The organism is Pseudomonas sp. stari2, assembly GCF_040760005.1.
Taxonomy (GTDB): Bacteria; Pseudomonadota; Gammaproteobacteria; order Pseudomonadales; family Pseudomonadaceae; genus Aquipseudomonas.
The window spans coordinates 3,484,394-3,510,420 of record NZ_CP099760.1; the positions used below are offsets into that span (position 1 = coordinate 3,484,394).

Here is a 26,027-nt window from a genome sequence, read left to right on the forward strand (position 1 = left end):
CTCCGATGAATTTTTCCCAATTCTTCATTTCACGGCCGATCTTCGCAGCGGTACTTTCGCTGCTGATCCTGATCGCCGGTGCGATCTCGCTGTTCCAATTGCCGATCAGCGAATACCCGGAAGTCGTGCCGCCGACCGTGGTAGTACGTGCCAACTTCCCGGGTGCCAACCCAAAAGTCATCGGTGAAACCGTGGCGGCTCCACTGGAGCAGGCCATCACCGGCGTCGAGAACATGCTGTACATGTCCTCGCAGTCCACCGCTGACGGCAAGATCACCCTGACCATCACCTTCGCCCTGGGTACTGACCTGGACAACGCGCAGGTGCAGGTGCAGAACCGCGTGACCCGGACCGAGCCGAAACTTCCAGAAGAAGTGACGCGCATCGGTATCACCGTCGACAAGGCCTCGCCCGACCTGACAATGGTTGTGCACTTGACCTCGCCAGACAAACGCTACGACATGTTGTACCTGTCCAACTACGCAATCCTCAACATCAAGGATGAGCTCGCTCGTCTTGGTGGTGTCGGTGACGTGCAACTGTTCGGTATGGGCGACTACTCGCTGCGTGTATGGCTCGACCCGAACAAGACCGCTTCGCGCAATCTGACGGCCACTGACGTGGTCACTGCCATTCGCGAGCAGAACCGTCAGGTCGCCGCCGGCCAACTGGGTGCGCCCCCTGCCCCGAATGCCCAGAGCTTCCAGTTGTCGGTCAACACTCAGGGCCGTCTGGTCTCCGAGGAAGAGTTCGAGAACATCATCATTCGCGCCGGCGACAACGGTGAAATCACTCGCCTGAAGGATATTGCCCGCGTTGAGCTGGGCTCCAGCCAATACGCCCTGCGTTCATTGCTGAACAACCAGCCTGCCGTAGCGATCCCGATCTTCCAGCGCCCTGGCTCCAACGCCATCGAAATCTCGAACGAAGTTCGCGGCAAGATGGAAGAACTGAAGAAGAGCTTCCCGCAAGGCATGGACTACAGCATCGTCTATGACCCGACGATCTTCGTGCGCGGCTCCATCGAGGCGGTGGTCCACACCCTCTTCGAAGCGCTGATCCTCGTGGTTCTGGTGGTGATCCTGTTCCTGCAGACCTGGCGCGCCTCTATCATTCCGTTGGTGGCGGTTCCGGTATCGTTGATCGGTACGTTTGCGGTGATGCATTTATTCGGCTTCTCGCTCAACGCGCTGTCGCTGTTCGGCCTGGTACTGGCGATCGGTATCGTGGTGGACGACGCCATCGTGGTGGTGGAGAACGTCGAGCGGAACATTGAACTGGGGCTCAACCCCTTCGATGCGACCAAAAAGGCCATGGGTGAGGTGACCGGCCCGATCATTGCCACGGCGCTGGTGCTGTGTGCGGTGTTCGTACCAGCGGCATTCATCTCCGGCCTGACGGGTCAGTTCTACAAGCAGTTCGCACTGACCATCGCGATCTCGACCGTGATCTCGGCCTTCAACTCGCTGACCCTGTCGCCGGCGCTGGCCGCTGTGTTGCTTAAAGGTCACGACGCACCGAAAGACCGCTTCTCGCGGGTGCTGGACAAGATCTTCGGTGGCTGGCTGTTCCGTCCGTTCAACCGCTTCTTCGACCGTGCCAGTCATGGCTACGTCGGTACCGTGCGCCGGGTTATCCGTGGCAGCGGCATCGCCCTCTTCCTGTACGCAGGCCTGATGGTGCTGACCTTCTTCGGCTTCTCCAGCACGCCGACCGGTTTTGTACCGGGCCAGGACAAGCAATACCTGGTGGCCTTCGCGCAACTGCCGGACGCCGCGAGCCTGGACCGTACCGAAGACGTGATCAAGCGCATGTCCGACCTGGCACTGAAACAGCCGGGTGTGGAAAGCGCCGTAGCGTTCCCGGGCCTGTCGATCAACGGCTTCACCAACAGCCCGAATGCCGGCATCGTGTTCGTGACCCTGAAACCGTTCGAAGAGCGTAAAGACCCGAGCATGTCCGCCGGTGCGATTGCCGGTGCCTTGAACGGCCAGTACGCAGGGATTCAGGAAGCGTACATGGCGATCTTCCCACCGCCGCCGGTACAAGGTCTGGGCACCATTGGTGGTTTCCGCCTGCAAATCGAAGACCGGGGCAACCTGGGCTACGAAGAGCTGTACAAAGAGACCATGAACATTATTGCCAAGAGCCATAACGTTCCGGAACTGGCCAACCTGTTCACCAGCTACACCGTGAACGTGCCGCAAGTCGATGCCGCAATCGACCGGGAAAAAGCCAAGACCCACGGCGTGGCCGTCAGCGACATCTTCGACACCCTGCAGATCTACCTGGGTTCGCTGTATGCCAACGACTTCAACCGCTTCGGGCGCACCTATCAGGTCAACGTTCAGGCCGAGCAGCAGTTCCGCCTCGAATCCGACCAGATCGGCCAGCTGAAAGTACGCAACAACAAGGGCGAAATGATCCCGCTGGCGACCTTCATCAAGGTCAGCGACACCTCGGGGCCGGATCGCGTGATGCACTACAACGGCTTCATCACCGCTGAAATCAACGGTGCGGCAGCCCCCGGCTACAGCTCCGGCCAGGCCGAAAAAGCCATCGAGAAACTGCTCAAGGATGAACTTCCGAACGGCATGACCTACGAGTGGACCGACCTGACCTATCAGCAGATTCTGTCCGGCAACACCGCGCTGTTCGTGTTCCCGCTCTGCGTACTGCTGGCGTTCCTGGTGCTCGCCGCTCAATACGAAAGCTGGAGCCTGCCACTGGCAGTGATCCTGATCGTACCGATGACCCTGCTGTCGGCCATCACCGGTGTGATCATCTCTGGCGGTGACAACAACATCTTCACCCAGATCGGTTTGATCGTACTGGTGGGCCTGGCCTGTAAGAACGCGATTCTGATCGTCGAATTCGCCAAGGACAAACAGCAGGAAGGTCTCGATCCGCTGGCCGCTGTACTGGAAGCTTGCCGTCTGCGTCTGCGGCCGATCCTGATGACCTCGTTCGCGTTCATCATGGGTGTGGTGCCACTGGTGTTCTCCAGCGGTGCCGGTGCAGAGATGCGTCATGCCATGGGTGTGGCAGTGTTCTCCGGGATGCTCGGGGTGACCTTCTTCGGTCTGCTGCTGACGCCGGTGTTCTATGTACTGATCCGCAACTTCGTGGAACGCGGCGAAGCTCGCAAAGCGGCCAAAGCGCACAACCTTCCAAAGCCGCTGGAGGCGCACCAATGAGTCTGAAAGTCTTCCTGCCAAGCCTGCTGATACTGGCCCTGAGCGCCTGTGCAGTCGGTCCCGACTACAAGACCCCAGCCACGGAGGCGGCCAACATCACGGCCGCCACCGACGGCGCCGCCGGCCAAAAGAACTTTGACCGTTCGAAGTTTGAAGGCATCTGGTGGCAGCAGTTCGACGATCCGACCCTCAACCAGTTGGTGACTCAATCGCTGCAAGGTAACCGTCAACTGCGCGTGGCGTTCGCTCGCTGGAAAGCTGCACGGGCGATCCGCGACGACGTCAGCAATGACGCCATGCCAACCATCACCAGCCGCGCCAGCAGCGATCTGGCCAAGGGACAGATTCCCGGCCAGACCACCAAACGGGTCAACAGCGAACGCTATGACCTGGGTCTGGACATGGCCTGGGAAATCGATCTGTTTGGCCGCATCCAGCGCAATCTGGAAGCCAGCGACGCCGACCAGCAGGCTGCCGAAGCGGATCTGTACCAGCTGCAAGTCACCATGATTGCCGAACTGGTGGACGCTTACGGTCAACTGCGCGGTGCACAGCTGCGGGAAAAGATCGCCGTGGCCAACCTGGAGAATCAACAGGAGTCGCGCAAGATCACCATCAGCCTGCGTGACGCCGGAGTTGGCGACCAGCTCGATGTCGAACGTGCCGATGCGCGTCTGGCATCGGTCGAAGCCAGCGTGCCGCAATTGCAGGCCGAACAGGTTCGCCAGAAAAACCGCATCGCTACCCTGTTGGGCGAGCGTCCGGACAAGCTGACCGTCGACCTGAGCCCGAAAGACCTGCCAGCCATCGCCAAGGCATTGCCGATCGGCAATCCAGGCGAGCTGCTGCAACGTCGCCCGGACATTCTCAGCGCCGAACGCAAACTGGCTTCCGCCACGGCGCGTATTGGTGTGGCCAAGGCCGACCTGTTTCCTCGGGTCAGCCTCAGCGGTTTCCTCGGCTGGACGGCCGGGCGTGGCTCGCAGATCGGTTCCTCGGCGGCCAACGCCTGGGCGCTGGGCCCGAGCATCACCTGGGCAGCGTTCGACCTTGGCAGCGTGCGGGCCCGTTTACGCGGTGCCGACGCCGATGCTGAAGGCGCACTGGCGACCTACGAGCAACAAGTGCTACTGGCCCTTGAAGAGTCGGAAAACGCTTTCAGTGATTACGGCAAGCGTCAGCAACGGCTGATTTCGCTGATCCGCCAGAGCGAATCAAGCCGCAAGGCTGCCGATCTCGCTGAAATCCGCTATCGCGAAGGCACCACGGACTTCCTCGTGCTGCTCGACGCCCAGCGTGAACGTTTGAACGCCGAAGACAGTCAGGCGCAAGCCGAAGTCGATCTGTATCGCGGCATCGTCGCGATCTACAAGGCCCTCGGTGGCGGCTGGCAGCCAGAAACGGTCGCCAGCAAGTAACAGTTTTTTAAAGAGCTCCTTTGGTTGGCCGCAACCAACCAATTTTTTGCCCCGCGTATCATTCGGTCGCGGGGCTTTTTTGTGCCTGTCTTTCATGGTTTTCCAGCACCGTGACGGTCGCCGTGGTGCCTGCCCTCAAACGACCCTTGCCAGCGTAATCCGGGTCGATCCCGATTCGCACGGGCACTCGCTGTGCAAGTTTTACCCAGGTGTAGCTGGGGTTGATGTTGGCCAGCAGTCGGCTGCCCGGGGCGTTCTCCCGGTCAGCAATGGCAAAGGCGATGCTTTGCACAGTGCCGCCAAACTTTTCGCCGCTCATCAACTCGATCCGCACGCGGTCGCCCTCCTCGATCCTTGGCAGTTTGGTTTCCTCGAAATAGCCACTGACATAGAACGAATCGCTGTCCACCAGTGCCAGCAGCGCGCCGCCAGCCACCGCGTAATCCCCCTGACGGGTCAACAGGTTGGTGACATAACCGCTGACCGGCGATTCGACACGGGTACGTTGCAAGTCCAGCTCGGCCTGGGTCAGTGCTGCGATCGCCAATTGCACGTTGGCTTCCGCCAGGCCCAGATTGGCCTGGTTGCGCAGCAGATCGGCCTGAGCCACGGCCACTTCGGTGCTGGACTTTTCCCACTCTTCCCCCGAAATCGCAAAGCCCTGCTTGAGCGTACGCCTGCGCCGTTCTTCGCTCTCGCGTTGCTTGAGCAAGGCCTCGCTGGCGACGATGGCGGCACGGGATTGTCCGAGCGTGGCCCTGGCCACTTCCACAGAACGCTTCGCATGTTCAATCGCCAGGCTGTAGCGAGCCGGATCGATCTCCAGCAGCAATTGGCCCTTGTCGACATGCTGGTTGTCCTGCACCGCCAGACTGACGATACGCCCCGAGACATCCGCTGAAAGGGTCACGACATCCGCCCTCACCCGCGCATCTCGTGTCCATGGGGCTCGGGTGTAATGCTCCCAGGCGAACCAGCCGAGCACGATTGCCAGCAGCACCACTGCCAATGTCGTCAATCGAGTTAGCAACGTCTTCAAGGCATCAGGCTCCCATCAGCAAAATCAAAGTGGCGCAAACACAGGCGTACAGTACGCCTTCGAACAGCGCTTCATGCCAGACCAGACGCAGCACACCGAGGCGGCGCAATACCCAGTCCAGCAATAGAAAGATCGGTATGGCCAGAATCAGGGCCTGAGCAATGGGCGGCAGGTAGACGCCACCGACCTCGAAATCAATGGGCAAGGGCCGGTACTCCTTCAGGGGCGTTGTGTTGCAGATACTCACCATGACGCTCAAGGAACGAGACGACGATCAACAGCGCCACACGCATGCGAAACACTGACCACAGATGCTCGTGCGTGGCGGCATGCAGGTCATCCAGCTGGTCACCGAGAGCATGCAGCGTCGTCAGCAAGGCTGGAAGGTGCACATCCGGACGGCCAGCGACAAAGCGGCCGGCCTGGCGCAAGGCGGCCATCAATTGCTGGCCGAAAGTGTCCGTGAGCAAGGCGTTGCCCTGCACCTGTTGTCTGAGCTGGTGGATGGCCACGCCAAGTGCCACACAGGCGAGGCTGATTTCGTAGCGTCGTTGCATGTCCGGATCATTGGCTGCCGGCAATAGCCCCAACATGGTTGTCAGGCGATCGACCATGCGGCTTTCGAACGCGAACTGCTGTTCGTCGGTAGCGGGCACTTTCGTCAGTTGATACACCTGCTCCCGCGCTTCGTTGTAGAACCGACGGATTCGCAATACCGGGCGAAACGGAAAAATCCATGCATAGACGATCAGTGCCAGCATCGCCGCACTGACGTAGGCACCTGCAAACTCGAACCACTGAATAGCGGTGTTCTGCCCGGTGCCGACGTTCTGCGGACCGAGCATCAAAAAACTCGACAATCCCAGCCCCATGCCGATGCCCGCCGTGGCCGGGCTGGCCAGCCCAACCGCGATCACATAGAGCAGAGGCGCCAGTAACAGCGCCAGCCATTCGAAATCGTTGACCGCCGGCACCAGCATGAACTGATACAGCGCCGAAACCACCAGTGCCAGGCCCAATCCCTGGGCGTAACTCTGTGCGGCTATCAAGGGTCGCGGGAACGTTGCCATCAGTGAACACAGAATTCCCACCAGAATCATCCCGCCACGCGCACCGTCCCATGCCGTTTCGATCCAGATCAGCCCGGCCACCAGCAATGCACTGAAGGCCCGGATGGCATTCATCGTCGCCAGGGTGAAGTCCAGGTGCAGCGCACTGGACTGGCCGCGAAACATGCAACTGGCCTCCCGCCCTTCCTGTATCGCCTCGCTCAGTTCGAGTATCTGCTCCAGTTGTTGCAGCAGTCGGGCCTGCTCCCAACGCAGTGCCCATGCCAGCGAACGCAAGGTCGCGCTCATGTCTTCGGTCAACTGTTCAGCCCTGTAGGCCAGCGCTTCGAATTGTTGCTGCAGGACAACCAATTGGTGCCTCATGTCTTCCGGCAGTGAACGCCCGTACTGTGCCAGTTGATCGAGAAACGCCAGCTCATCGGCGCGCAAACGCTGGACCTCCAGCGGCAGGTCGCCGTCCCAGCGCTCGGTCAGCAATTGGCGTTGATGACGCAGGGCCGTCAGTCGCGAAGTCAACAGCATCAGTTGATTGCCCAGCATCAACACCAGATTGTTGGCACTGCGCAGACGCGGGGCATCGAAATACAGATGTCGGCGCAGGCCTTCCAGCGCACTGATTTCTCCGAGCAGCTGCATTTGCCGTCGCTGGAAATCGGCTTCGCTCTCTTCGGTGCGAATCACCGCAGCGGCATGGGTGGCAACCAGTTTGATTACCTGATCGACTTTGGCAAAGTAGTTGCGCGAAACCGCCTCGGGCCGCGCCGTCAGCAGGCTGACAACACAGACACAGGCCACCGCGAGCAATGTTTCTGTGACCCGGGTAACCGCCAGCAGGAAGGTCCCGTCCTGATCCGGGATCGCCAGCAGTGCCACCACCACGGCGGTGTAACCACTGAGTACGAACGCCTGGGAACTGGTGTAGCGCAGCAGTGTGCCACCGGCCGTGCACAGGGCCAGCCACAGCGCCAGGGTGGTGATGAACGGCAATGGCGCCTGAGGGAAAATCGCCATGATCAGCACCGCCACGGCAGCGCCGAGGGTGGTGCCGATGACCTGACCAAAACTGCGGGCCAACGCCATTCCGGCCAGAGGCTGACTGATGATGACCACCGCCATGATCGACCATTTGGGTTGATCCAGGTCGAACAGGAACGCCAGGTACAGCGTCAGCAGCCCCGCCGCGATGGTTCGCAGGGCAAACAACAACATCGCCTGACCAGGAAGGATCACTGTCTTGAAATAATTGAACAGGGCTTGCATGAACACGCTCGTCAAAGGAATTTCACAAAGCGTAGTCACTGCATCGCGAGCCCGACGGTTTCCAGAGCCGACAGATGTTGTAGGGATCTTCATCCTCAGTCGCAGGCCGTATCGGGCAGAGCGTTTGACTCAAGGCTTCAGCTGACCGAAGCTTGGCCCCTCTGCGTCAATAGAAAAGCTTCGGATACTTGCATGCCTCAGTCCCGCCGCTATTTGCTCATCAGTCTTGGCCTCGTGCTTGCCCTCCTGGTTGCGTGGCTGTCCCTGCGCAGCACCGCGCCCGTTGTGCCGGAATCAATCAAGCATGGTTTCAGTGAAGCGCTGGCCGCCGCCCGAGCCGGTCAACCGGGCGCGGCGCGGGTTTTGTACCAACAACTGGGGCGTCCGGACCTGTCGGTCAAGCGGCGTGTCTGGCTGCATGCCGAACTGCCGAACTACCCGAGCCCGCAAGCGCTGAAACTGGCCGATGCCGATCTGCAGAACGAATCCCCGGATGTACGAATGGCGGCGATCAGGAGCGTGACCGGCCTGGTGCCGGGCGGCCAGCGCAGTCTTTTGCTCGGCCCGTTGCTCGACGATGAGGATCAGGACGTTCGATTTACCGCGATCAACGCCCTGCTCGGTTTGTCCCCCGATCAGTTGGGCCTGTATTTCGCGCCGTTGCAGCAAGGCATCGACGTGTGGGAGCAGGCACTCAAGAGTCAGCCGGAAAGCGCCGCCAACTATGTCCAGCTGGCGCGCCTTTATCTGCACAATGCCGAGCTCAAGCAGGCGCAGGAAGCCCTTGAGCAAACCCTGCGCCTGGATCCCGCCAACCTGCCGGCGTTGGTGATGCAGATCGAAGTGCTCGACCGTCAGGGCCAGAGTGATGCCGCCCGACAATTGCTGGCCCGACAATTGAAGGCTCAGCCGGATTCGGCCTATCTGCAACATGCATTGGGTCTGTGGCTGCTGCATCACGATCAACGCGAATTCGCCCTGCTCGGCCTGTCCAAGGCCGTGGAACTGGAACCCGACAACAAGGAGTATCGCTACGACCTCGCCACCACGCTGCACAGCGCCGAGGAGCTCGAAGCGGCGCAGAAACAGTTACAGGAAATCGTCCAGCGCCACCCGGCCGACCGCAAGGCGCGGGTACTGCTGATCAATTACTGGAAGGAAAGTGGTCAATTGCAGAACGTGCAGGTTTTGCTGGCCCAACTCGAACAGATGAATCCGGACGATCCGTCGTTGCAGCAAGGTCTTTGAACGAGGTCTGACGCCTCCACAAGAAATTCGGAACCGCCGTCTCGGCAAAGGGTCAAGTAAAGAGGCAGCCCGCAAAGGCGTACACCGCCCGCTGCCTCGTTTCCCCTAGTCATGAGAGGGCATTTTTTGTCTACATCGAACGAGTTGATCAGCGCAAAAGCCGCCACGGGCATCGAAGGGCTGGACGACATTCTGGCCGGTGGCTTGTCTCGCAGTCATGTTTTCCTGCTGGAGGGCGAGCCCGGTACCGGTAAAACCACGGTCGCGTTGCATTTTCTTCTGGCCGGCGCCCGTACCGGCGAACGCTCGTTGTACATCACACTGTCCGAAACCGAGCGCGAACTGCGCCAGGGTGCGGCGTCCCACGGCTGGGAGCTGAACGAGAACATCGAGATTTTCGAGCTGACGCCACCGGAAAGTCTGCTCAACGCCGAGCATCAACAGAGCCTGCTGTACTCCTCGGATCTGGAGCTGGGCGAAGCCACCAAACAGATTTTCGAAGTGGTCGAGCGATTCAAACCGACCCGGGTGGTACTCGACAGCCTGTCGGAGATCCGCCTGCTGGCGCAAAGCTCCCTGCGTTATCGCCGCCAGATCCTGGCGATCAAGCACTACTTTGTGCGATATGACGCGACGGTACTGCTGCTGGATGACCTGACGACAGAGTCCCTCGACAAGACCGTGCACAGCGTGGCCCACGGTGTAATCCGCCTGGAAGAACTGACCCCCAACTACGGCGCCGAACGCCGACGCGTGCGGGTGATCAAGTACCGCGGCCAGAAATATCGTGGCGGTTTTCACGACTTCATCATCATGGGCGATGGCGTACACGTCTTTCCGCGCCTTGTGGCGGCCGAACACCGCGGCGATTACCCGCGCGTGCAATTGACCAGTGGCATCAACGAAATGGACGCGCTGCTCGGAGGCGGGATCGAAACCGGCTCCAGCACGTTGATACTCGGCCCGGCCGGTACCGGCAAATCGCTGATATCGATGATCTTTGCTGCCGCTGCGGTCACGCGTGGCGAGAAAGCGGCACTGTTCATTTTCGATGAAGAACTGGGGCTGCTGTTCGAGCGCATGAGAAACATCGGCATTGACCTAAAGGCTCTGCAAGCCACCGGTAATCTGCTGATCGAGCAGGTCGACGCTGCCGAACTTTCTCCCGGCGAGTTCTCCCACCGGGTACGCCGCTGCGTCGATGAAGCCGACATCAAGACCGTGGTGATCGACAGCATCAACGGTTATCAGGCCGCGATGCCGGAAGAGAAAGCACTGGTCCTGCACATGCACGAACTGCTGCTGTACCTGAACCGCAAAGGCGCCGCGACCTTCATGACCGTCGCCCAGCACGGTCTGGTCGGCGATATGCAGACGCCGGTCGACATCACGTACCTGGCCGACACGGTCATTTTGCTACGCTATTTTGAAGCTCTCGGTAAAGTGCGTCGGGCTATTTCGATCATCAAGAAACGCACCGGCAGCCATGAATCGACGATTCGTGAATACCGGATTTCCGCTCAGGGAATGACCATCGGCGAGCCGCTGGAAGCTTTCCAGGGTGTACTGCGCGGTGTTCCGACCTACCTCGGCGCGAGCAATCCGCTGCTCAAGGAAGACAACTTGTGACCGTCACCGTCCCGCTGTCCGAACGGGCGCTGATCCTCGCGCCCCTGGGTCGCGACAGCCAAATTGCGCTGATGATCCTAAAAGAGGCCGGTTACGGTGGCCTCATCACCTCCGGCCTGAGGCATCTGTGCGCTGAACTGGAACCCGGCGCCGGTTTGCTGCTGATCGCTGCTGAAGCCTTGAATGGCCCGGAGCTCGAAGGCCTGCTGCTGTATCTGGAGCAGCAACCGGCATGGTCGGACTTGCCGATTGTCCTGCTCACCCATCACGGAGGATCCGAACAAGGGCCTTCTTCGCGTCTCAGTGAATTACTGGGCAACGTGACATTCCTTGAGCGCCCTTTCCATCCGGCGACCCTGATAAGCCTGGTTTCCACTGCTCTGCGCGGGCGACGACGACAGTACGAAGCCCGCGATCGTCTGATCGATCTGAGCGAAAGCGAACGACGCCTGCAATCGACTCTCGAAACCCTTGAGCAACAAGTCGAGGAACGCACGGCGCAGTTACGGCACAACGAAGAGGCCCTGCGTCAGTCGCAGAAAATGGAAGCGGTCGGCCAACTCACCGGCGGTATCGCCCACGACTTCAACAACATGCTGACCGGGATCATTGGCAGCCTCGAATTGATGCGCCGGCGTCTTGCCCGTGGTCGGACAGATGATCTCGACAGCCTGATCGATCTGGGCGTGACCTCCGCCAACCGCGCCGCCGGCCTGACTCATCGTCTGTTGGCGTTTTCCCGCCGGCAGTCACTGGACTCCAAAGCGGTGCAGATGAATGACCTGGTGCGATCGATGGGCGAACTGCTGCAACGCAGCCTCAACGAGAGCATCCAGTTGGACATGCGCCTGCACGAACAACTGTGGGTGGCCGAGGCGGATCCCAATCAACTGGAAAGCGCCCTGCTCAATCTGGTGATCAACGCACGCGACGCGATGCCCGATGGCGGCAATCTTGTAGTCGAAACCGGTAATCAGGTGCTGGATCGCGACTTCACTGCGACTTACAGCAATCTGTCGCCGGGCGATTACGTAGTGCTAAGCGTGACCGACAATGGCTGCGGCATGCCGCAGAGCGTGATCAACCGCGCATTCGATCCCTTCTTCACCACCAAACCCATCGGCCAGGGCACAGGTCTGGGTCTGTCGATGATCTATGGTTTCAGCAAGCAATCCGGTGGACATGTTTCGATCGACAGCGAAATCGATCAAGGCACCACGGTGAAACTCTATCTGCCACGTTTCCAGGGCGAATCCCTGCCCCACACCGTGGTGGACATGGAGCAGGCGCCCGATGCCGTGGAAGGCGAAACCGTATTGATCGTGGAAGACGACCCAGCCGTGCGCGTGCTGATCAGCGCGGTATTGAGTGAGTTGGGCTATGGCTTTGTCGAAGCCAGTGACGCCGATGGCGCAGTGCCGATCCTGGATTCGGCGCAACGCATTGATCTGCTGATCAGTGATGTCGGCCTGCCGGGCATGAATGGCCGGCAACTGGCGGAAATCGGCCGACAATATCGGCCGGAACTGAAAGTCCTGTTCATCACCGGTTACGCCGAGCACGCGGCGGTGCGCGGCGGGTTTCTCGACCCGGGCATGCAGATGATCACCAAGCCGTTCACCTTCGATCTGCTGACGGCGAAGGTGCGGGAGATGATCAAGAGCTGAGACGGTTAACGCTCAAGCCAGCAGTTCCTGAATCTTCTCCTGCAACACATCCAGATCGAACGGTTTTTCCAGGATCGGCGCCCGGCGGGTGATGGGGCTGCCGGTCTCGCGGATTTCCTGCGGATAGCCGCTGATGAAGATCACCTTCAGATCCGGACGTAACTTGACGGCGGGTTCGGCGATCTGCACGCCGGAGATCCCGCCAGGCAGGCGGAAATCAGTAATCAACATGTCCAGATGCGGCTTGCTCGCCAGAATCTCGAACGCCTGCTCACCGTTTTCGGCCTGCAATACGCGATAGCCCTGGCTTGACAGATAGTCTGTCAGGACCATCAGGATCACCGGTTCGTCCTCGACGACGAGTACTACATCTTGTGCATCTACACTCATGGGAAGCCTTTGTTCGTTCAATAGCTGCTGATACGACCGTGTGGTCACTCAGAGGTTGCGTTTGTTTTGCCGTTTTCCTGGAGCGGCAGACAAACGCGAAACAGGGCGCCCTCGTTGATCTTGCTTTCGACGACGATGGAGCCGCCATGGGCGGCGACGATCTGTTCGGAAATGAACAGACCCAGCCCGAGGCCGGCCACCACCGTCTTGGCAGAGACCCGTTCGAACTGTTGAAAAATGCGCTTCTGGTTCTCCTCGCTGATGCCGATGCCCTGATCCTGAACTTCGACCCGGGCTTCATTGCCTTCGCGATAGACCCGTACCTGGATCGGACTTTTACCGCCATAACGCAACGCGTTGGTCAGCAGGTTCGACACCACCTGTTCGATACGGAATTCGTCCCACTCCCCTTCCACCGGCTCGGCAGCCGTGAAGCTGACTTCAGTCTCGGCGGCTTCGATCTGCTGGGCGAAATTCTCCAGCAGAGTGCCCACCAGTTGCACGAGATCGAAGCGACTCGGCCGGATCGACAGCTTGCCCGTGCGGATTCGCGACACGTCGAGCATGTCCTCGATCAGGCGGATCAGGCTTTTGATCTGGCGCTCGTCGCGGTCGACCATCGCGTGCATCTTGTCGAGGGTAAACGCGGCGGCGTTGTCCCGGGCCAGGTGCATCTTGCGCAACTGGGTTTCGAGGATAAGGCCGTTGAGCGGCGTGCGCACTTCGTGGGCGACGATGGACATGAAATCGTCACGCATGCGCACCGCTTGCTCCAGCTCGCCTTGCGTGCTCTGCAACTGTTGAAGCAGCGCTTCCTGCTCGCGGCGACTCTGCTCGAGCGCCTCGACCTGTTGCTTCATCGCCTTGCTCTGGCGGTACAGGTCGACGAAGACGTTGACCTTGCTCTTCACCGCGTGGATATCCAGCGGCTTGTGCAGGAAGTCCACCGCGCCGCTTTCGTAGCCCTTGAACGCGTAATTGAGTTCACGGCCGGCGGCGCTGACGAAGATGATCGGGATGTTCTTGGTCTTCTCGGTGCCACGCATCAATTCCGCCAGTTCGAAGCCATTCATGCCTGGCATCTGCACATCGAGAATGGCCATGGCGAATTCGTGTTGCAGCAGCAGAGACAGCGCTTCGTCCGCCGACAGCGCTTTGTAGACGGTGCGGTCTTCGCGTTTGATCAGCGCTTCGAGAGCCAGCAGGTTCTCGGGCAGATCGTCGACGATCAGCAGTTTTGCCTGGATATTACTCAGCATGCGATTCGTTCCAGCTCGACAAGCAGACGGCCGATGTCGTGGATGGGAAGTATGTAATCCGGTTGATGTGTCTTCAGCGCCGCGCGAGGCATGGTCGCGACCTGCGCTTCGTCCGGATCCTGCACGATAGTCAGCCCGCCCTGACGTTTGACCTGCGCCAGGCCCCGCGCACCATCATGGTTGGCACCGGTCAACAGTACCGCGGCCAGCGCCGGCCCGTAGGCATCGGCGGCGGACTCGAACAGAAAGTCGATCGAAGGTCGCGAATGATGCAAACGGTCTTCAAGGCTCAGCGACAGGCTGAGATCCTGCTCCACCGAAAGGTGATAACCCGGCGTCGCGAAGTACACGGTGCCGGGCGAGATGTCCTGTTTGTCGATGGCTTCTTTCACCGGCAGCGCCAATCGGCGGGCGAACACATCGGCGAGCTGGCTGCGACGCTCTTCCGGCAGATGCAGGACGATGATGATCGGCAGCCCGAACCCCGCCTGCAGCGAACCGAGTAGCGTCAGCAAGGCCTCGACGCCACCGGCGGAAGCTCCGACGACAATCGCCTCGACCCGAGGCAAATCCGCTGCACTTTTCATGATTTGCGGTAGATCCGTTCTTGTTTCACCAGCGGCTCGAACTGGTTGGAGTAGCCGGAAAAATCCAAAGTTTCCTTGCTGCCCAATACCAGGAAGCCTCGGTGGCACAACGATTCATGGAACAACCCGAATGCTCGATCCTGAAGTTTTTTGTTGAAGTAAATCAACACGTTACGACATGAAATTAATTGAGTTTCGGAGAATACACTATCGGTCGCCAGGCTGTGATCGGCGAAGGTCACGTTTTCGCACAGGCTCTTGTCGAAAATCGCGTAACCATACGCAGCAGTGTAGTAGTCGGCAAACGAGCGCTGGCCGCCGGCCTGCTGATAGTTGGCGGTGTAAGCGCGCACGTTTTCCATCGAAAAGATCCCCTGCTTGGCCTTTTCCAGCGAGTGCGGGTTGATGTCGGTGGCGTAGATGATCGTGCGGTCGAGCAGACCTTCTTCGCGCAGCAGGATCGCCATCGAATAGACCTCTTCGCCGGTGCTGCAACCGGCGATCCAGATCTTGATCGACGGATAGGTCTTGAGCAGCGGCACCACTTCCTGGCGGATCGCCAGGAAGTGCGACGGATCGCGAAACATCTCGCTGACCGGAATCGTCAGCAATTGCAGCAACTGCATGAACGCTGTCGGGTCGTGCAGGACCTTCTCCTGCAACGCCGAGATGGTTGCGCATTCGAACTGGCTCAACGCATGTTGCACCCGGCGCTTGATCGAAGCGCCGGAATAATCACGAAAGTCGTAGCTGTACTTGAGGTAGATCGCCTCGATCAGCAGCCGCAGTTCGATTTCACTGTTTCGTTCAACGGAATTACTACGTTCCACTAAATGCGTTCCATCTTCGGCAACCACACGCGAATCAGCGAGAACAGGCGATCCAGATCGATGGGCTTGGCCAGGTAATCATTGGCGCCCGCCTGCAGGCAGCGCTCCTGATCGTCCTTCATGGCCTTGGCCGTCACCGCGATGATCGGCAGCTTGCGCCAGCGCGGATCCTTGCGGATTTCCATGGTGGCTTCAAAACCGTCCATTTCCGGCATCATCACGTCCATCAGCACCAGGTCGATGTCCTCGACTTCATTCAGTTTTTCAATCGCTTCGCGACCGTTACGGCCGATCACCACGACTGCACCCTTGGTTTCCAGCGCACTGGTCAGGGCGAAGATGTTACGTACATCGTCGTCCACCAGCAGCACTTTACGACCTTCGAAGACCTTGTCGCGGCTGCGGGCGGTCTTGAGCATCTTCTGCCGTTCATGGGACAACTGCGATTCGACTTTGTGCAGAAAGAGTGTGACCTCGTCCAGCAGGCGTTCCGGCGAGCGCGCGCCCTTGATGATGATCGAGCGCGAATACTTGCGCAGATCAGCCTCTTCGTCGCGGGTCAGGTTGCGTCCGGTGTAGACGATGACCGGCGGGAACGAGCAGATGTCCTCGGTGGACATGCGTTTGAGCAGATCGTTGCCGAGCATGTCCGGCAGCTTCAGGTCGATGACCATGCAATCGAAGATCGTCGTGCGCAGCAGCTCCAGCGCGTCCTGCGCCAGGCCGACGGCGGTGATTTCAATGTCGTCGTCGCCGATCAGGCGGGCAATGCTTTCCCGTTGCAGATCATCATCCTCGACCAGCAGCACGCGTTTGACCTTCTGGGTCAGCTTGGCTTCAAGGCGCGCGAACACGTCCTTGAGTTCTTCGCGGGTGGTCGGTTTGACGGCGTAACCGATAGCGCCCATGTGCATCGCGGCTTCGACGCGGTCTTCCACGGAAATCACGTGTACCGGGATGTGCCGGGTTTCGGCGTGTTCTTTCAGACGCTGCAGAACGGTCAGGCCCGAATGATCCGGCAGGCGCATGTCCAGCAGGATCGCGTCCGGAACAAACTCTTTCGCCAAGTCATAGCCTTCATCGGCACCGTGGGCGACCAGGCACTGATAACCCAGTTCGTGGGCCAGGTCGTAGAGGATGTGGGCGAAATTCGGCTCGTCTTCCACCACCAGGATGCAGCGGGTGTCGAACGGAGCCTTGTTACGGTCGTCGTTGAAACGCGGGATATCGACGGTGGCCAGCGGCGAAACCGCGACGGTAGGTGTAATAACCGGTGCGGATGCTGGCGGACTGAAGGTCAGCGGTGCGACCGGCGCATCGCCCGGTTCGCGGTATTGCTGCGGTAACACCAGCGTAAAGGCACTGCCCTGCCCCGGCGCGCTGCTGACGCTGATCGAGCCGCCCAGCAAGGTCGCCAGGTCCCGGGAGATCGACAGGCCCAACCCGGTGCCGCCGTATTTACGGTTGGTAGTGCCGTCGGCCTGACGGAAGGCTTCGAAAATGCTTTCCTGCTGGTCCTGCGCAATCCCGATCCCGGAATCACGGACGATGAAGGCGATGCGTTCGTCCGGCTGGCCGGCGATGGTCAGGCTGACCGTACCGTGCTCGGTGAACTTCACAGCGTTGGACAGCAGATTTTTGATCACCTGCTCCAGGCGCTGGCGGTCGGTGAACAGCGTGCTCGGTGCGTCTGGTTGCAACTCGACGCTGAACGCCAGTTTCTTGTCCGCCGCCAGTGGTTCGAATACACCGCGCAGCCCCTCGGCCAGGCGCGAGACGCTGGTATTTTCCGGAACCACTTCGAGTTTGCCGGCCTCAACCTTGGAAATGTCGAGAATATCGTTGATCAGGTTGAGAAGATCGTTGCCGGCGGAGTAGATCGACTCGGCAAATTTCACCTGCTCGGCGCTGAGGTTATCCTGCGGGTTTTCCGCCAGCAGCTTGGCCAGGATCAGCGAACTGTTCAGCGGTGTGCGCAGTTCGTGGGACATGTTGGCGAGGAACTCGGATTTGTATTTGCTCGAACGCTGCAACTCTTCGGCGCGCTCTTCGAGTTGCACCTGGGCCTGATTGAGCTCGGTGTTCTTCTTATCCATGGCGTCGCGTTGTTCGGCCAGGGTCTGGGCCTGTTCGGCCAGTTGCTCGTTGGTCTGCTCCAGCTCCACTTGCTGGGTTTCCAGGTGCGCCTGGGACTCCTTGAGAATCCGCGACTGCTCTTCCAGTTCTTCGTTGGCGGTTTTCAGTTCTTCCTGTTGTACCTGCAACTCTTCGTTTAGCTGCTGGGTTTCGGCCAGGACTTCCTGCAGACGCTGGCGATAACGCGCCGCCTCGATGGACGTGCCGATGTTGCCGGCAATCAATTCGAGCAGCGCCACGTCGCGCTCGGTCAGCGGACGCAGGAAGCCCAGTTCGATCACACCATTGACCCGGTCGTCATCGCTGGTCGGCACTACCAGCACGCTGTGCGGCAGGCCTTCGCCCAACCCGGAGCTGACCTTGAAATAATCCGATGGCACCGGGTCCAGGCGAATCAGCCGCGCCTGCTGTGCGACCTGCCCGACAATGCCTTCACCGCTGTAGATCGATTGTCCCTGTTCTTCCTGCTCGCGGGAGAAGCCATAACTTGCCACGCGCTTCAGGCCGCCATGCTCTTCACGCACATAGAGCGCGGCCACGGCGGTGCCGAGGTATTGGGCACAGAATTGCAGAATGTTGCGACCCAGCAGGTTGAGCGTCAGTTGCCCCAGCACCTGCTCGGCCAGTTCGGACTGGCCATTGCGCAACCAGGCTTGTTCCTCCAGACGATCGGCACTGGCCTGTTGTGCAGCGAGGTTGGCGCTGTAACTGTCCGAAAGACTGACCAGATCGCGACGGCCGACGTAGGCCAGTAAACCGCTGATCCCGGCGATGAACAGTAAATACAGGCTGATGCTCCAGATCGTGGTGCGGCGCACGTCTTCATTGCGGGCGGTGCGCAGCGTCTGCTCGGTATCGATCACGTCTTCGAACTGCTTGCGAATCTCGTCGGTCAGGCGCTTGCCGCGCCCGGCCTTGACCGCAGCCTTATAGTCGCCACTGGCGCGCTGCAGGTCGATCATCGATTGAGCGTAGGTCGTCCACTCGGTTTGCAAGGCTTGCAAGCGACGCAGGCGGTCGGTCTGCACCGGGTTGTCGGCGGTCAGTTCAAGCAAGGTGTCGAGCGCCACGTTGATACGCGGCTTCGCCGTTTCATACGGATCAAGGAAGTGCTCGTCGCCACTGAGCAGGAAACCGCGCATGCCGGTTTCCAGGTCGACGGTGAGTTTCACCGCCTCGTTGGCGTTATTGATCACCCGGTCGGTGTGTTCCACCCACTGGATCACTGACAACAGATAGGTGATCAGGGAAATGAAGAACACCGCGCTGATCGCACCCACACCCAAAGGCAGGCTGACGTTACGACTCAGTAGTTTGCGAAACCGTTGTTCATCAACCGAAGACGGAGAGGACATGTGGCAGCCTTGTCGAACTGTTGAAAACCAGGGAGTTTGCCCCAAAACGGCGGCATGGATCCATTTTTCTCACAGTGTTAGCACTGTTTTCCCACATTTGCCTACGCCGAATCGCAGGCCTACGGTTATCCTTGCGCGCCCGTTTGCGCCTATTCTTTTTTGTATCCATTCGGGAACTTGTGGCTATGCGCCACTTACTCATGCAAGAGCCCGGCATTTTTGATCGACCGGCGCCCCATCCCCCATTCTTGAGAGCCGCCACTATGTCCACCACCGCGTCCACCATCCTTGTAGTAGAAGACGACACCATCGTGCGCATGCTGATCGTCGACGTACTGGAGGAACTGGACTTCAAGGTGCTGGAAGCGGACGGCAGCGAACAGGCCCTGGCAATCATCAAGGACGCGAATCAGCACATCGATCTGATGATGACCGATGTCGGGCTGCCGATCATGGATGGCCGTCAATTGGCCACCGAGGCCCGCAATATCCGCCCTTCACTGCCGATTCTGTTTGCCAGCGGTTATGCCGAGACCATTGAAGTGCCGGCGGATATGCATGTGATCGGCAAACCTTTCTCGATCGATCAACTGCGCGACAAGGTGAAAAGCGTTCTAGGTCAAAACTGACACAAACGGCCTTTCCAACGCGGATTCAACCTCAGGATATGTTCTAATCCGCGCGCTTTTTTCTTCTTCCCTCTCGTTCTTCAGGAAACACTTTTTCATGAGTCAGCCCGCGACCAAAGTCCTCGTCATTGGTTACGTCTGGCCGGAACCCCGTTCCTCCGCCGCGAGCGGGCATGTAATGCAGATTCTCGAGACGTTTCTTCAACAGGGCTGGGACATTACTTTTGCCAGCCCGGCGGGCGTTGGCGAACATCCGGCCGATCTTGCCGAACTGGGCATCCGTACTGTTCCGATCGAATTGAACAACAGCAGCTTCGATGTATTCGTCAGTGAACTGGCACCGGATATCGTGCTGTTTGACCAGTTCATGATCGAAGAACAATTCGGCTGGCGCGTGGAAAAGAACTGCCCCGATGCATTGCGCGTTTTGGAAACTTCGGATTTGCAAAGCCTGCGGCATGCCCGGCACCAACGGTTGAAGGATCGACTCAAGCTCAGCGATGACGCTAACGACTTCGATCAGTTGTTTGCCCCGGCGCTGGCCGAAGAGTTCGAGCTGATGGCTGACACCGACTTGGCCAAACGCGAGATTGCAGCGCTGTTTCGCTGCGATCTGAACCTGATGATCTCGCCGGTGGAAATCGAATTGCTGGTGCAGCAGTTCAAGTTGCCGCCCGAGTTGTTGCACTGGTGCCCGTTGATGGTCAAATCGCCCAGCGCACCGGCAAAACCTTTCGAAGAGCGCGCGCATTTCCTCAGTATCGGCAACTTCCGCCACGCGCCGAACTGGGACGCGGTTTTATGGATGAAAGCCACTGTCTGGCCGCTGATCCGCGAACAACTGCCAAAAGCACAATTGCACATTTACGGCGCATACACGCCGCCCAAGGCAGCAGCACTGCACAATGCCGCACAGGGTTTTCACATCATGAACTGGGCGGAAGATGCATTGCAGGTCATGTCCGATGCGCGCATCTGCCTGGCACCTCTGCGCTTCGGCGCCGGCATCAAAGGCAAACTGATCGATGCCATGCTCTGCGGCACGCCGAGTGTCACAACGCCGATTGGTGCAGAAGGCATGCACACCGACCAGCCTTGGCCGGGCGCTGTCTGCCGCACGGCGCAGGACCTGGCCAATGCCGCCGTTGAACTCTATCGCGACGAGGTCCGTTGGCAGGCAGCTCAGTCTCAGGGACAAGCACTGCTCAACGACGTTTACCCGCAAGCCATACATGGACCGGCGTTGATCAACAAGTTGCAGGAGTGTCGCAAAAACATTGCTCAACTAAGACGCCAAAATTTTATCGGCAGCATGCTGCGCCACCACTCGCACAAAAGTACCCAGTACATGGCGCAGTGGATTGAAGCGAAGAACCAGAACAAGTAATTCACTTGGACACTTTCAAAAACAACCCCCAACAACTTGAATTGATCCCTACATAGCCAACCAGAACATCAAACACTATAGGCATCCTGCAAGCACCGCCCTGAACACTTGACAGAGCGGCATCTTTTTAAACTTATGCAGGATGCACTCATGAGCACTAAAACGTAATTCCCGAACTCTGGAAAATCTGATCAACGACGTCAATAGGTTTCTGGACAGCAATCCGGATGAATTCATTATTCTGGACTTTCACAGTATTGACGGGAGCGACTTCGATTACGACTACTTCAATAAAATGATGATCCACTTTCTGGGCCATCGACTTGTTCCTCGCCAGAACTTGTCATCGAGCCTTCGTGAACTCAAGCGCGCCAGCACGCAACAACGTGTGGTCGCTGCAGCCAGGATAAAAGTGACTGGGCACTGAAGTGCAACATCATCAGTGTCGACTTCATGGAAGAGTCGGATCTGGTGGAGTTCTGCGGGATTGCCAGCTTGATAAAAGCCCGGCAACGCACGCTTTAAGCCGTAATGGAAACTGGCGCAATCCGCGCGCGAAGAGGCATGATCGCCGGGCGATAACAAAAAAAGTGCCCGACCATGACCCGAACCGCCCGCGTAACCGACCCCTCCTACGAGTTGATGGATGACCACAACGGGTTGTCCATCATCTATCGCCAGCACGGTTTCCCCTGCCCGCTGGTGCGCTGGCATTTCCACAAGGAATACGAACTGCACCTGATCGTCGCCAGTTCAGGCAAGGTGTTCATCGGCGATTACATCGGCAACTTCTACCCACAGACCCTGTTCCTGACCGGCCCCAATCTGCCGCACAACTGGATCAGCCAGGTGGCCGAAGACGAAGTGGTCGAGAAGCGCGACATGCTGGTCAACTTCACCGATGAGCTGTTCGAAAGCGGTCATCAGGTGTTCGCCGAACTCAAGACCCTGGCGCCGCTGCTGGAGCGTGCGCAATACGGCATCGAATTCCGCTGCCCGCGCACCATTCGCCAAGCGACGAACCTGATGCAAAAGATCGCCGATACCAGGGGCATCACCCGTCTCGGGCACTTTCTCATCCTGATGGAATTGCTGGCGGCCTGTGATGACTACCAACTGCTGTCCGGCGCAACCACACCGCAACTGGCCGACGAACACAACATCGACCGCACCAACCGCGCGGTGGATTACATCTTTGCCCACTACGCTCGCGAACTGCCGCTGGAGGAAGTCGCCGAGCACCTGGGCATGAAACCCACCTATTTCAGCCGGGTGTTCAAACAGGCCACCGGGCGCAATTTCATCGAGTTCGTCAATCGCCTGCGCATCAGCAAATCCTGCGAACTGCTGGCAGACGGTGACAAACCGGTGACCGAGGTGTGTTTCGAATCGGGCTTCAACAACATCTCCAATTTCAATCGACGCTTTCAACAGCTCAAAGGCATGACGCCGTCGCATTATCGGCGGCTGGTGGTGCAACGCCTGACCGAGCAGAACCACGGCTGACACCTGAAAACCTGTACGGTTTCATCAACGCTGCTCTGCTGAAAACCCCTTACCTGCGTTAATCACTCCAATCACGAGTGCAAAAAAGTATCGATTCAAGTGCTAGGGATGATTTGTCAGCCCTGCGATTGAAGGCTGTAATCAGTGCACATTCTTCCTGCAGCCGGAAGACACAAAAACAATAACTGTCCTTCTGTCCCCCGCCGGGTGCAGAAAAGGAGTGCACGATGCAACCCACTGCAAAAGCTCTGCTTGCCCTCACCTGCATGACCCTCAGCAGCGTCAGCCTTGGCGCCCAGACCCTGACCATCGCCACCGTCAACAACAGCGACATGATCCGCATGCAAAAACTCTCGAAAACCTTCGAGACCGAGCACCCGGACATCAAGTTGAATTGGGTCGTGCTGGAAGAAAACGTCCTGCGTCAGCGCCTGACCACCGACATCGCCACCCAGGGCGGTCAGTTCGACGTGCTGACTATCGGCATGTACGAAGCCGCACTCTGGGGTGCCAAGGGCTGGCTGGAGCCAATGAAGGATCTGCCGGCCAGCTACGCCCTCGACGATGTGTTCCCGTCGGTACGTGAAGGCCTGTCGGTCAAGGGTTCGCTGTACGCCTTGCCGTTCTACGCCGAAAGCTCGATCACCTATTACCGCACCGACCTGTTCAAGGACGCCGGCCTGACCATGCCGGAGCGCCCGACCTGGGAGCAGATCGCCGGCTTCGCCGAAAAGCTCACCAACAAGGACAAGGAACAGTACGGCATCTGCCTGCGCGGCAAGGCCGGCTGGGGCGAAAACATGGCGCTGATCACCACCGTGGCCAACGCCTACGGTGCGCGCTGGTTCGATGAGCAGTGGAAACCCGAATTCAGTGGCCCGGAATGGAAGAACGCGCTGAACTTCTACGTCGACACCATGAAGAAATCCGGCCCGCCCGGCGCATCGAGCAACGGTTTCAACGAAAATCTCGCGCTGTTCAACAGCGGTAAATGCGCGATCTGGGTCGATGCCAGCGTTGCGGGCTCGTTCGTCACCGACAAGACCCAGAGCAAGGTCGCCGATCACGTCGGCTTCACCTACGCGCCGCATCAAGTCACCGACAAGGGTTCAGCGTGGCTGTACTCGTGGGCGCTGGCGATTCCGACCAGCTCCAAGGCCAAGGACGCCGCCAAGGAATTCAGTGCCTGGGCCACCTCCAAGGAGTACGGCGAACTGGTCGCCAAGACTGACGGCATCGCCAACGTACCGCCAGGCACTCGCGCCTCGACCTACAGCGAGGCTTACATGAGCGCAGCGCCGTTTGCCAAGGTGACACTGGAATCTCTGAAAGCGGCCGACCCGAGCAAACCGACCCTCAAGCCCGTGCCTTACATCGGCATTCAACTGGTGACCATTCCCGAGTTCCAGGGCATCGGCACCCAGGTTGGCAAACTGTTCTCGGCGGCGCTGATCGGCCAGACCACGGTCGACCAGGCCCTGGCCGCCGCGCAGCAAACCACCGAACGCGAGATGAAGCGCGCGGGTTATCCGAAGTAACCCTGCGAAAGCCTCTCCTGCCTCCTGCCGGAGCGAGATTGCTCGCTCCAGCACGGTATCTCCTTAGGCCTGTATGACTCGGTTGTGATCCCCATGAATACTTCAACTGCCAAAGCCCACATCGACCTGTCGCAACCCCGGCGCAAAAACCGTGTGGCCAATCCCGGCTGGTTTCTGGTCAGCCCTTCGGTGGCCCTGTTGCTGCTGTGGATGATCGTGCCACTGGGCATGACCGTCTATTTCTCGACGATCCGCTACAACCTGCTCGACCCGGGCATAAACGAATTCGTCGGGCTGGATAACTTCACCTACTTTCTGACCGATTCGGGCTTCCTGCCCGGCACCACCAACACCTTGTTGCTGGTGGGCAGCGTGCTGCTGATCAGCGTGGTGTTCGGCGTGTTGATCAGTGCGTTGCTGGAGGCCAGCGAGTTCTTCGGTCGCGGCATCGTGCGGGTGATGCTGATTTCACCGTTCTTCATCATGCCCACGGTCGGTGCGCTGATCTGGAAGAACCTGATCTTCCACCCGGTCTCCGGCATCCTCGCCTACATCTGGAAGCTGTTCGGCGCGCAACCGGTGGACTGGCTGGCACACTACCCGCTGCTATCGATCATCATCATTGTGTCGTGGCAATGGCTGCCCTTCGCGATCCTGATCCTGATGACCGCCATGCAGTCTCTCGACCAGGAACAGAAAGAAGCTGCCCGCCTCGACGGCGCAGGCCCCGTCGCGATCTTCTGGCACCTGACCCTGCCGCATCTGGCGCGGCCGATTGCCGTGGTGGTGATGATTGAAACCATCTTCCTGCTGTCCGTGTTCGCCGAAATCTTCACCACCACCAACGGCGGCCCCGGCTACGCGTCGACCAACCTCGCCTACCTGATCTACAACCAGGCGCTGGTGCAGTTCGACGTCGGCATGGCCTCGGCCGGCGGCCTGATCGCCGTGGTCATCGCCAACATCGCCGCGATCATTCTGGTGCGGATGATCGGCAAAAACCTGACTGACAAAGCCTGAGGCCTGCCATGACTCTTCAACAATCCCGCCGGCTGCAAAGCCTGCTGCTCGGCACGCTGGCCTGGGCCATCGCGATCATCATTTTCTTCCCGATCTTCTGGATGGTACTGACCAGTTTCAAGACCGAAATCGACGCCTTCGCCACACCGCCGCAGTTGTTCTTCACGCCGACGCTGGAGAACTACCTGCACATCAACGAGCGCAGCGATTACTTCAGCTTCGCCTGGAACTCGGTAGTGATTTCCTTCAGCGCCACGGCCCTTTGCCTGCTGATCGCGGTGCCGGCAGCCTACTCGATGGCGTTCTACGAAACCCAGCGCACCAAAGGCACGCTGCTGTGGATGCTCTCCACCAAAATGCTGCCACCGGTGGGCGTGCTGATGCCGATCTACCTGCTGGCCAAGAGTTTTGGCCTGCTGGACACGCGCATCGCGCTGATCGTGATCTACACGCTGATCAACCTGCCGATCGTGGTCTGGATGGTTTACACCTACTTCAAGGACATTCCCAAAGACATCCTCGAAGCCGCCCGCCTCGACGGCGCCACCCTCGCCCAGGAAATGCTCCGCGTGCTGCTGCCGATCGCCAAGGGCGGCCTCGCGTCGACCGTGCTGCTGTCGCTGATCCTGTGCTGGAACGAGGCGTTCTGGTCGCTGAACCTGACCTCGTCCAAAGCCGCGCCGCTGACCGCGCTGATCGCTTCCTACTCAAGCCCCGAAGGATTGTTCTGGGCCAAGTTGTCGGCCGTCTCGACCCTGGCCTGCGCGCCGATCCTGATCTTCGGCTGGATCAGCCAGAAACAACTGGTGCGCGGCCTGTCGTTCGGCGCCGTCAAATAAGAATTCGCAAGAGGAGCGCCACC

The 26,027-nt window shown here is 59.2% G+C and carries 19 protein-coding genes; 11 read left to right on the forward strand and 8 right to left on the reverse strand.

The window, feature by feature from the left end; genetic code table 11:
* Window positions 1–5 precede the first annotated feature (5 nt).
* Window positions 6–3,197, forward strand: a complete 3,192-nt coding sequence (locus NH234_RS15670) for an efflux RND transporter permease subunit (protein WP_085731026.1) — start codon at window positions 6–8, stop codon at window positions 3,195–3,197.
* The gene (locus NH234_RS15675; RefSeq protein ID WP_085731027.1) at window positions 3,194–4,615 is read left to right on the forward strand and encodes an efflux transporter outer membrane subunit; all 1,422 of its coding nucleotides are present in this window, start codon (window positions 3,194–3,196) and stop codon (window positions 4,613–4,615) included. Before NH234_RS15670 ends, NH234_RS15675 begins: the two co-directional genes overlap by 4 nt.
* Before the next feature lie 58 nt (window positions 4,616–4,673).
* Here NH234_RS15675 and NH234_RS15680 read toward each other — a convergent pair whose 3' ends face one another.
* The 3 genes from NH234_RS15680 to NH234_RS15690 are packed head-to-tail and all read right to left on the reverse strand — an operon-like array spanning window position 4,674 to window position 7,984.
* A complete protein-coding gene (locus NH234_RS15680) occupies window positions 4,674–5,654 on the reverse strand; it encodes a biotin/lipoyl-binding protein (protein WP_367253309.1) in 981 nt (326 codons plus the stop codon).
* Between the two features lie 4 nt (window positions 5,655–5,658).
* On the reverse strand, window positions 5,659–5,859 hold the full coding sequence (locus NH234_RS15685; RefSeq protein ID WP_367253310.1) for a DUF1656 domain-containing protein: 201 nt from the start codon (window positions 5,857–5,859) through the stop codon (window positions 5,659–5,661).
* Window positions 5,849–7,984, reverse strand: coding sequence for an FUSC family protein (locus NH234_RS15690; protein WP_367253311.1), 2,136 nt, complete (start codon window positions 7,982–7,984; stop codon window positions 5,849–5,851). The genes NH234_RS15685 and NH234_RS15690 overlap by 11 nt, the downstream gene beginning before the upstream one ends.
* 192 nt (window positions 7,985–8,176) lie before the next feature.
* Between NH234_RS15690 and NH234_RS15695 the strand changes: the two genes are divergently transcribed.
* The 3 genes from NH234_RS15695 (at window position 8,177) to NH234_RS15705 (ending at window position 12,528) form a co-directional block, all read left to right on the forward strand.
* Window positions 8,177–9,232, forward strand: coding sequence for a tetratricopeptide repeat protein (locus NH234_RS15695; RefSeq protein WP_085731031.1), 1,056 nt, complete (start codon window positions 8,177–8,179; stop codon window positions 9,230–9,232).
* A 126-nt stretch (window positions 9,233–9,358) separates the two neighbouring features.
* Window positions 9,359–10,861, forward strand: coding sequence for an ATPase domain-containing protein (locus NH234_RS15700; protein WP_367253312.1), 1,503 nt, complete (start codon window positions 9,359–9,361; stop codon window positions 10,859–10,861).
* A complete protein-coding gene (locus tag NH234_RS15705; RefSeq protein ID WP_085731033.1) occupies window positions 10,858–12,528 on the forward strand; it encodes an ATP-binding protein in 1,671 nt (556 codons plus the stop codon). The genes NH234_RS15700 and NH234_RS15705 overlap by 4 nt, the downstream gene beginning before the upstream one ends.
* Window positions 12,529–12,540: 12 nt before the next feature.
* On the opposite strand, the gene NH234_RS15710 is transcribed toward NH234_RS15705, so the two are convergent.
* From NH234_RS15710 to NH234_RS15730, 5 genes are read right to left on the reverse strand one after another with little or no spacing between them, the layout of a single operon-like run.
* Window positions 12,541–12,918 (reverse strand): response regulator, encoded by a 378-nt coding sequence (locus tag NH234_RS15710; protein ID WP_085683718.1) that lies wholly within the window; start codon window positions 12,916–12,918, stop codon window positions 12,541–12,543.
* Between the two features lie 44 nt (window positions 12,919–12,962).
* The gene (locus NH234_RS15715) at window positions 12,963–14,177 is read right to left on the reverse strand and encodes a hybrid sensor histidine kinase/response regulator (protein WP_085731034.1); all 1,215 of its coding nucleotides are present in this window, start codon (window positions 14,175–14,177) and stop codon (window positions 12,963–12,965) included.
* A complete protein-coding gene (locus tag NH234_RS15720) occupies window positions 14,171–14,764 on the reverse strand; it encodes a chemotaxis protein CheB (RefSeq protein ID WP_367253313.1) in 594 nt (197 codons plus the stop codon). Before NH234_RS15720 ends, NH234_RS15715 begins: the two co-directional genes overlap by 7 nt.
* A complete protein-coding gene (locus NH234_RS15725) occupies window positions 14,761–15,594 on the reverse strand; it encodes a protein-glutamate O-methyltransferase CheR (RefSeq protein WP_085731036.1) in 834 nt (277 codons plus the stop codon). Before NH234_RS15725 ends, NH234_RS15720 begins: the two co-directional genes overlap by 4 nt.
* The gene (locus NH234_RS15730; protein WP_367253314.1) at window positions 15,594–19,085 is read right to left on the reverse strand and encodes a response regulator; all 3,492 of its coding nucleotides are present in this window, start codon (window positions 19,083–19,085) and stop codon (window positions 15,594–15,596) included. The genes NH234_RS15725 and NH234_RS15730 overlap by 1 nt, the downstream gene beginning before the upstream one ends.
* Window positions 19,086–19,348: 263 nt before the next feature.
* Between NH234_RS15730 and NH234_RS15735 the strand changes: the two genes are divergently transcribed.
* The 6 genes from NH234_RS15735 to NH234_RS15760 all read left to right on the forward strand — a co-directional run bounded on the left by NH234_RS15735 (window position 19,349) and on the right by NH234_RS15760 (window position 26,004).
* Window positions 19,349–19,714 carry a response regulator gene (locus NH234_RS15735; RefSeq protein ID WP_085731038.1) on the forward strand — a complete coding sequence of 122 codons (366 nt, stop codon included), beginning with the start codon at window positions 19,349–19,351 and terminating at the stop codon, window positions 19,712–19,714.
* A gap of 97 nt (window positions 19,715–19,811) precedes the next feature.
* Entirely contained in the window at window positions 19,812–21,101 is a 1,290-nt protein-coding gene (locus NH234_RS15740) for a glycosyltransferase (protein WP_367253315.1), read from the forward strand.
* 600 nt (window positions 21,102–21,701) lie between these two features.
* Entirely contained in the window at window positions 21,702–22,607 is a 906-nt protein-coding gene (locus tag NH234_RS15745) for an AraC family transcriptional regulator (protein ID WP_085731040.1), read from the forward strand.
* A 227-nt stretch (window positions 22,608–22,834) separates the two neighbouring features.
* Window positions 22,835–24,145 (forward strand): sugar ABC transporter substrate-binding protein, encoded by a 1,311-nt coding sequence (locus NH234_RS15750; protein ID WP_085709775.1) that lies wholly within the window; start codon window positions 22,835–22,837, stop codon window positions 24,143–24,145.
* Window positions 24,146–24,238: 93 nt separating this feature from the next.
* Window positions 24,239–25,165: a carbohydrate ABC transporter permease gene (locus tag NH234_RS15755; RefSeq protein WP_367253316.1), complete on the forward strand. Its 927-nt coding sequence runs from the start codon at window positions 24,239–24,241 to the stop codon at window positions 25,163–25,165.
* Window positions 25,166–25,173: 8 nt separating this feature from the next.
* On the forward strand, window positions 25,174–26,004 hold the full coding sequence (locus NH234_RS15760) for a carbohydrate ABC transporter permease (protein WP_085709773.1): 831 nt from the start codon (window positions 25,174–25,176) through the stop codon (window positions 26,002–26,004).
* The last annotated feature ends 23 nt before the right edge of the window (window positions 26,005–26,027 follow it).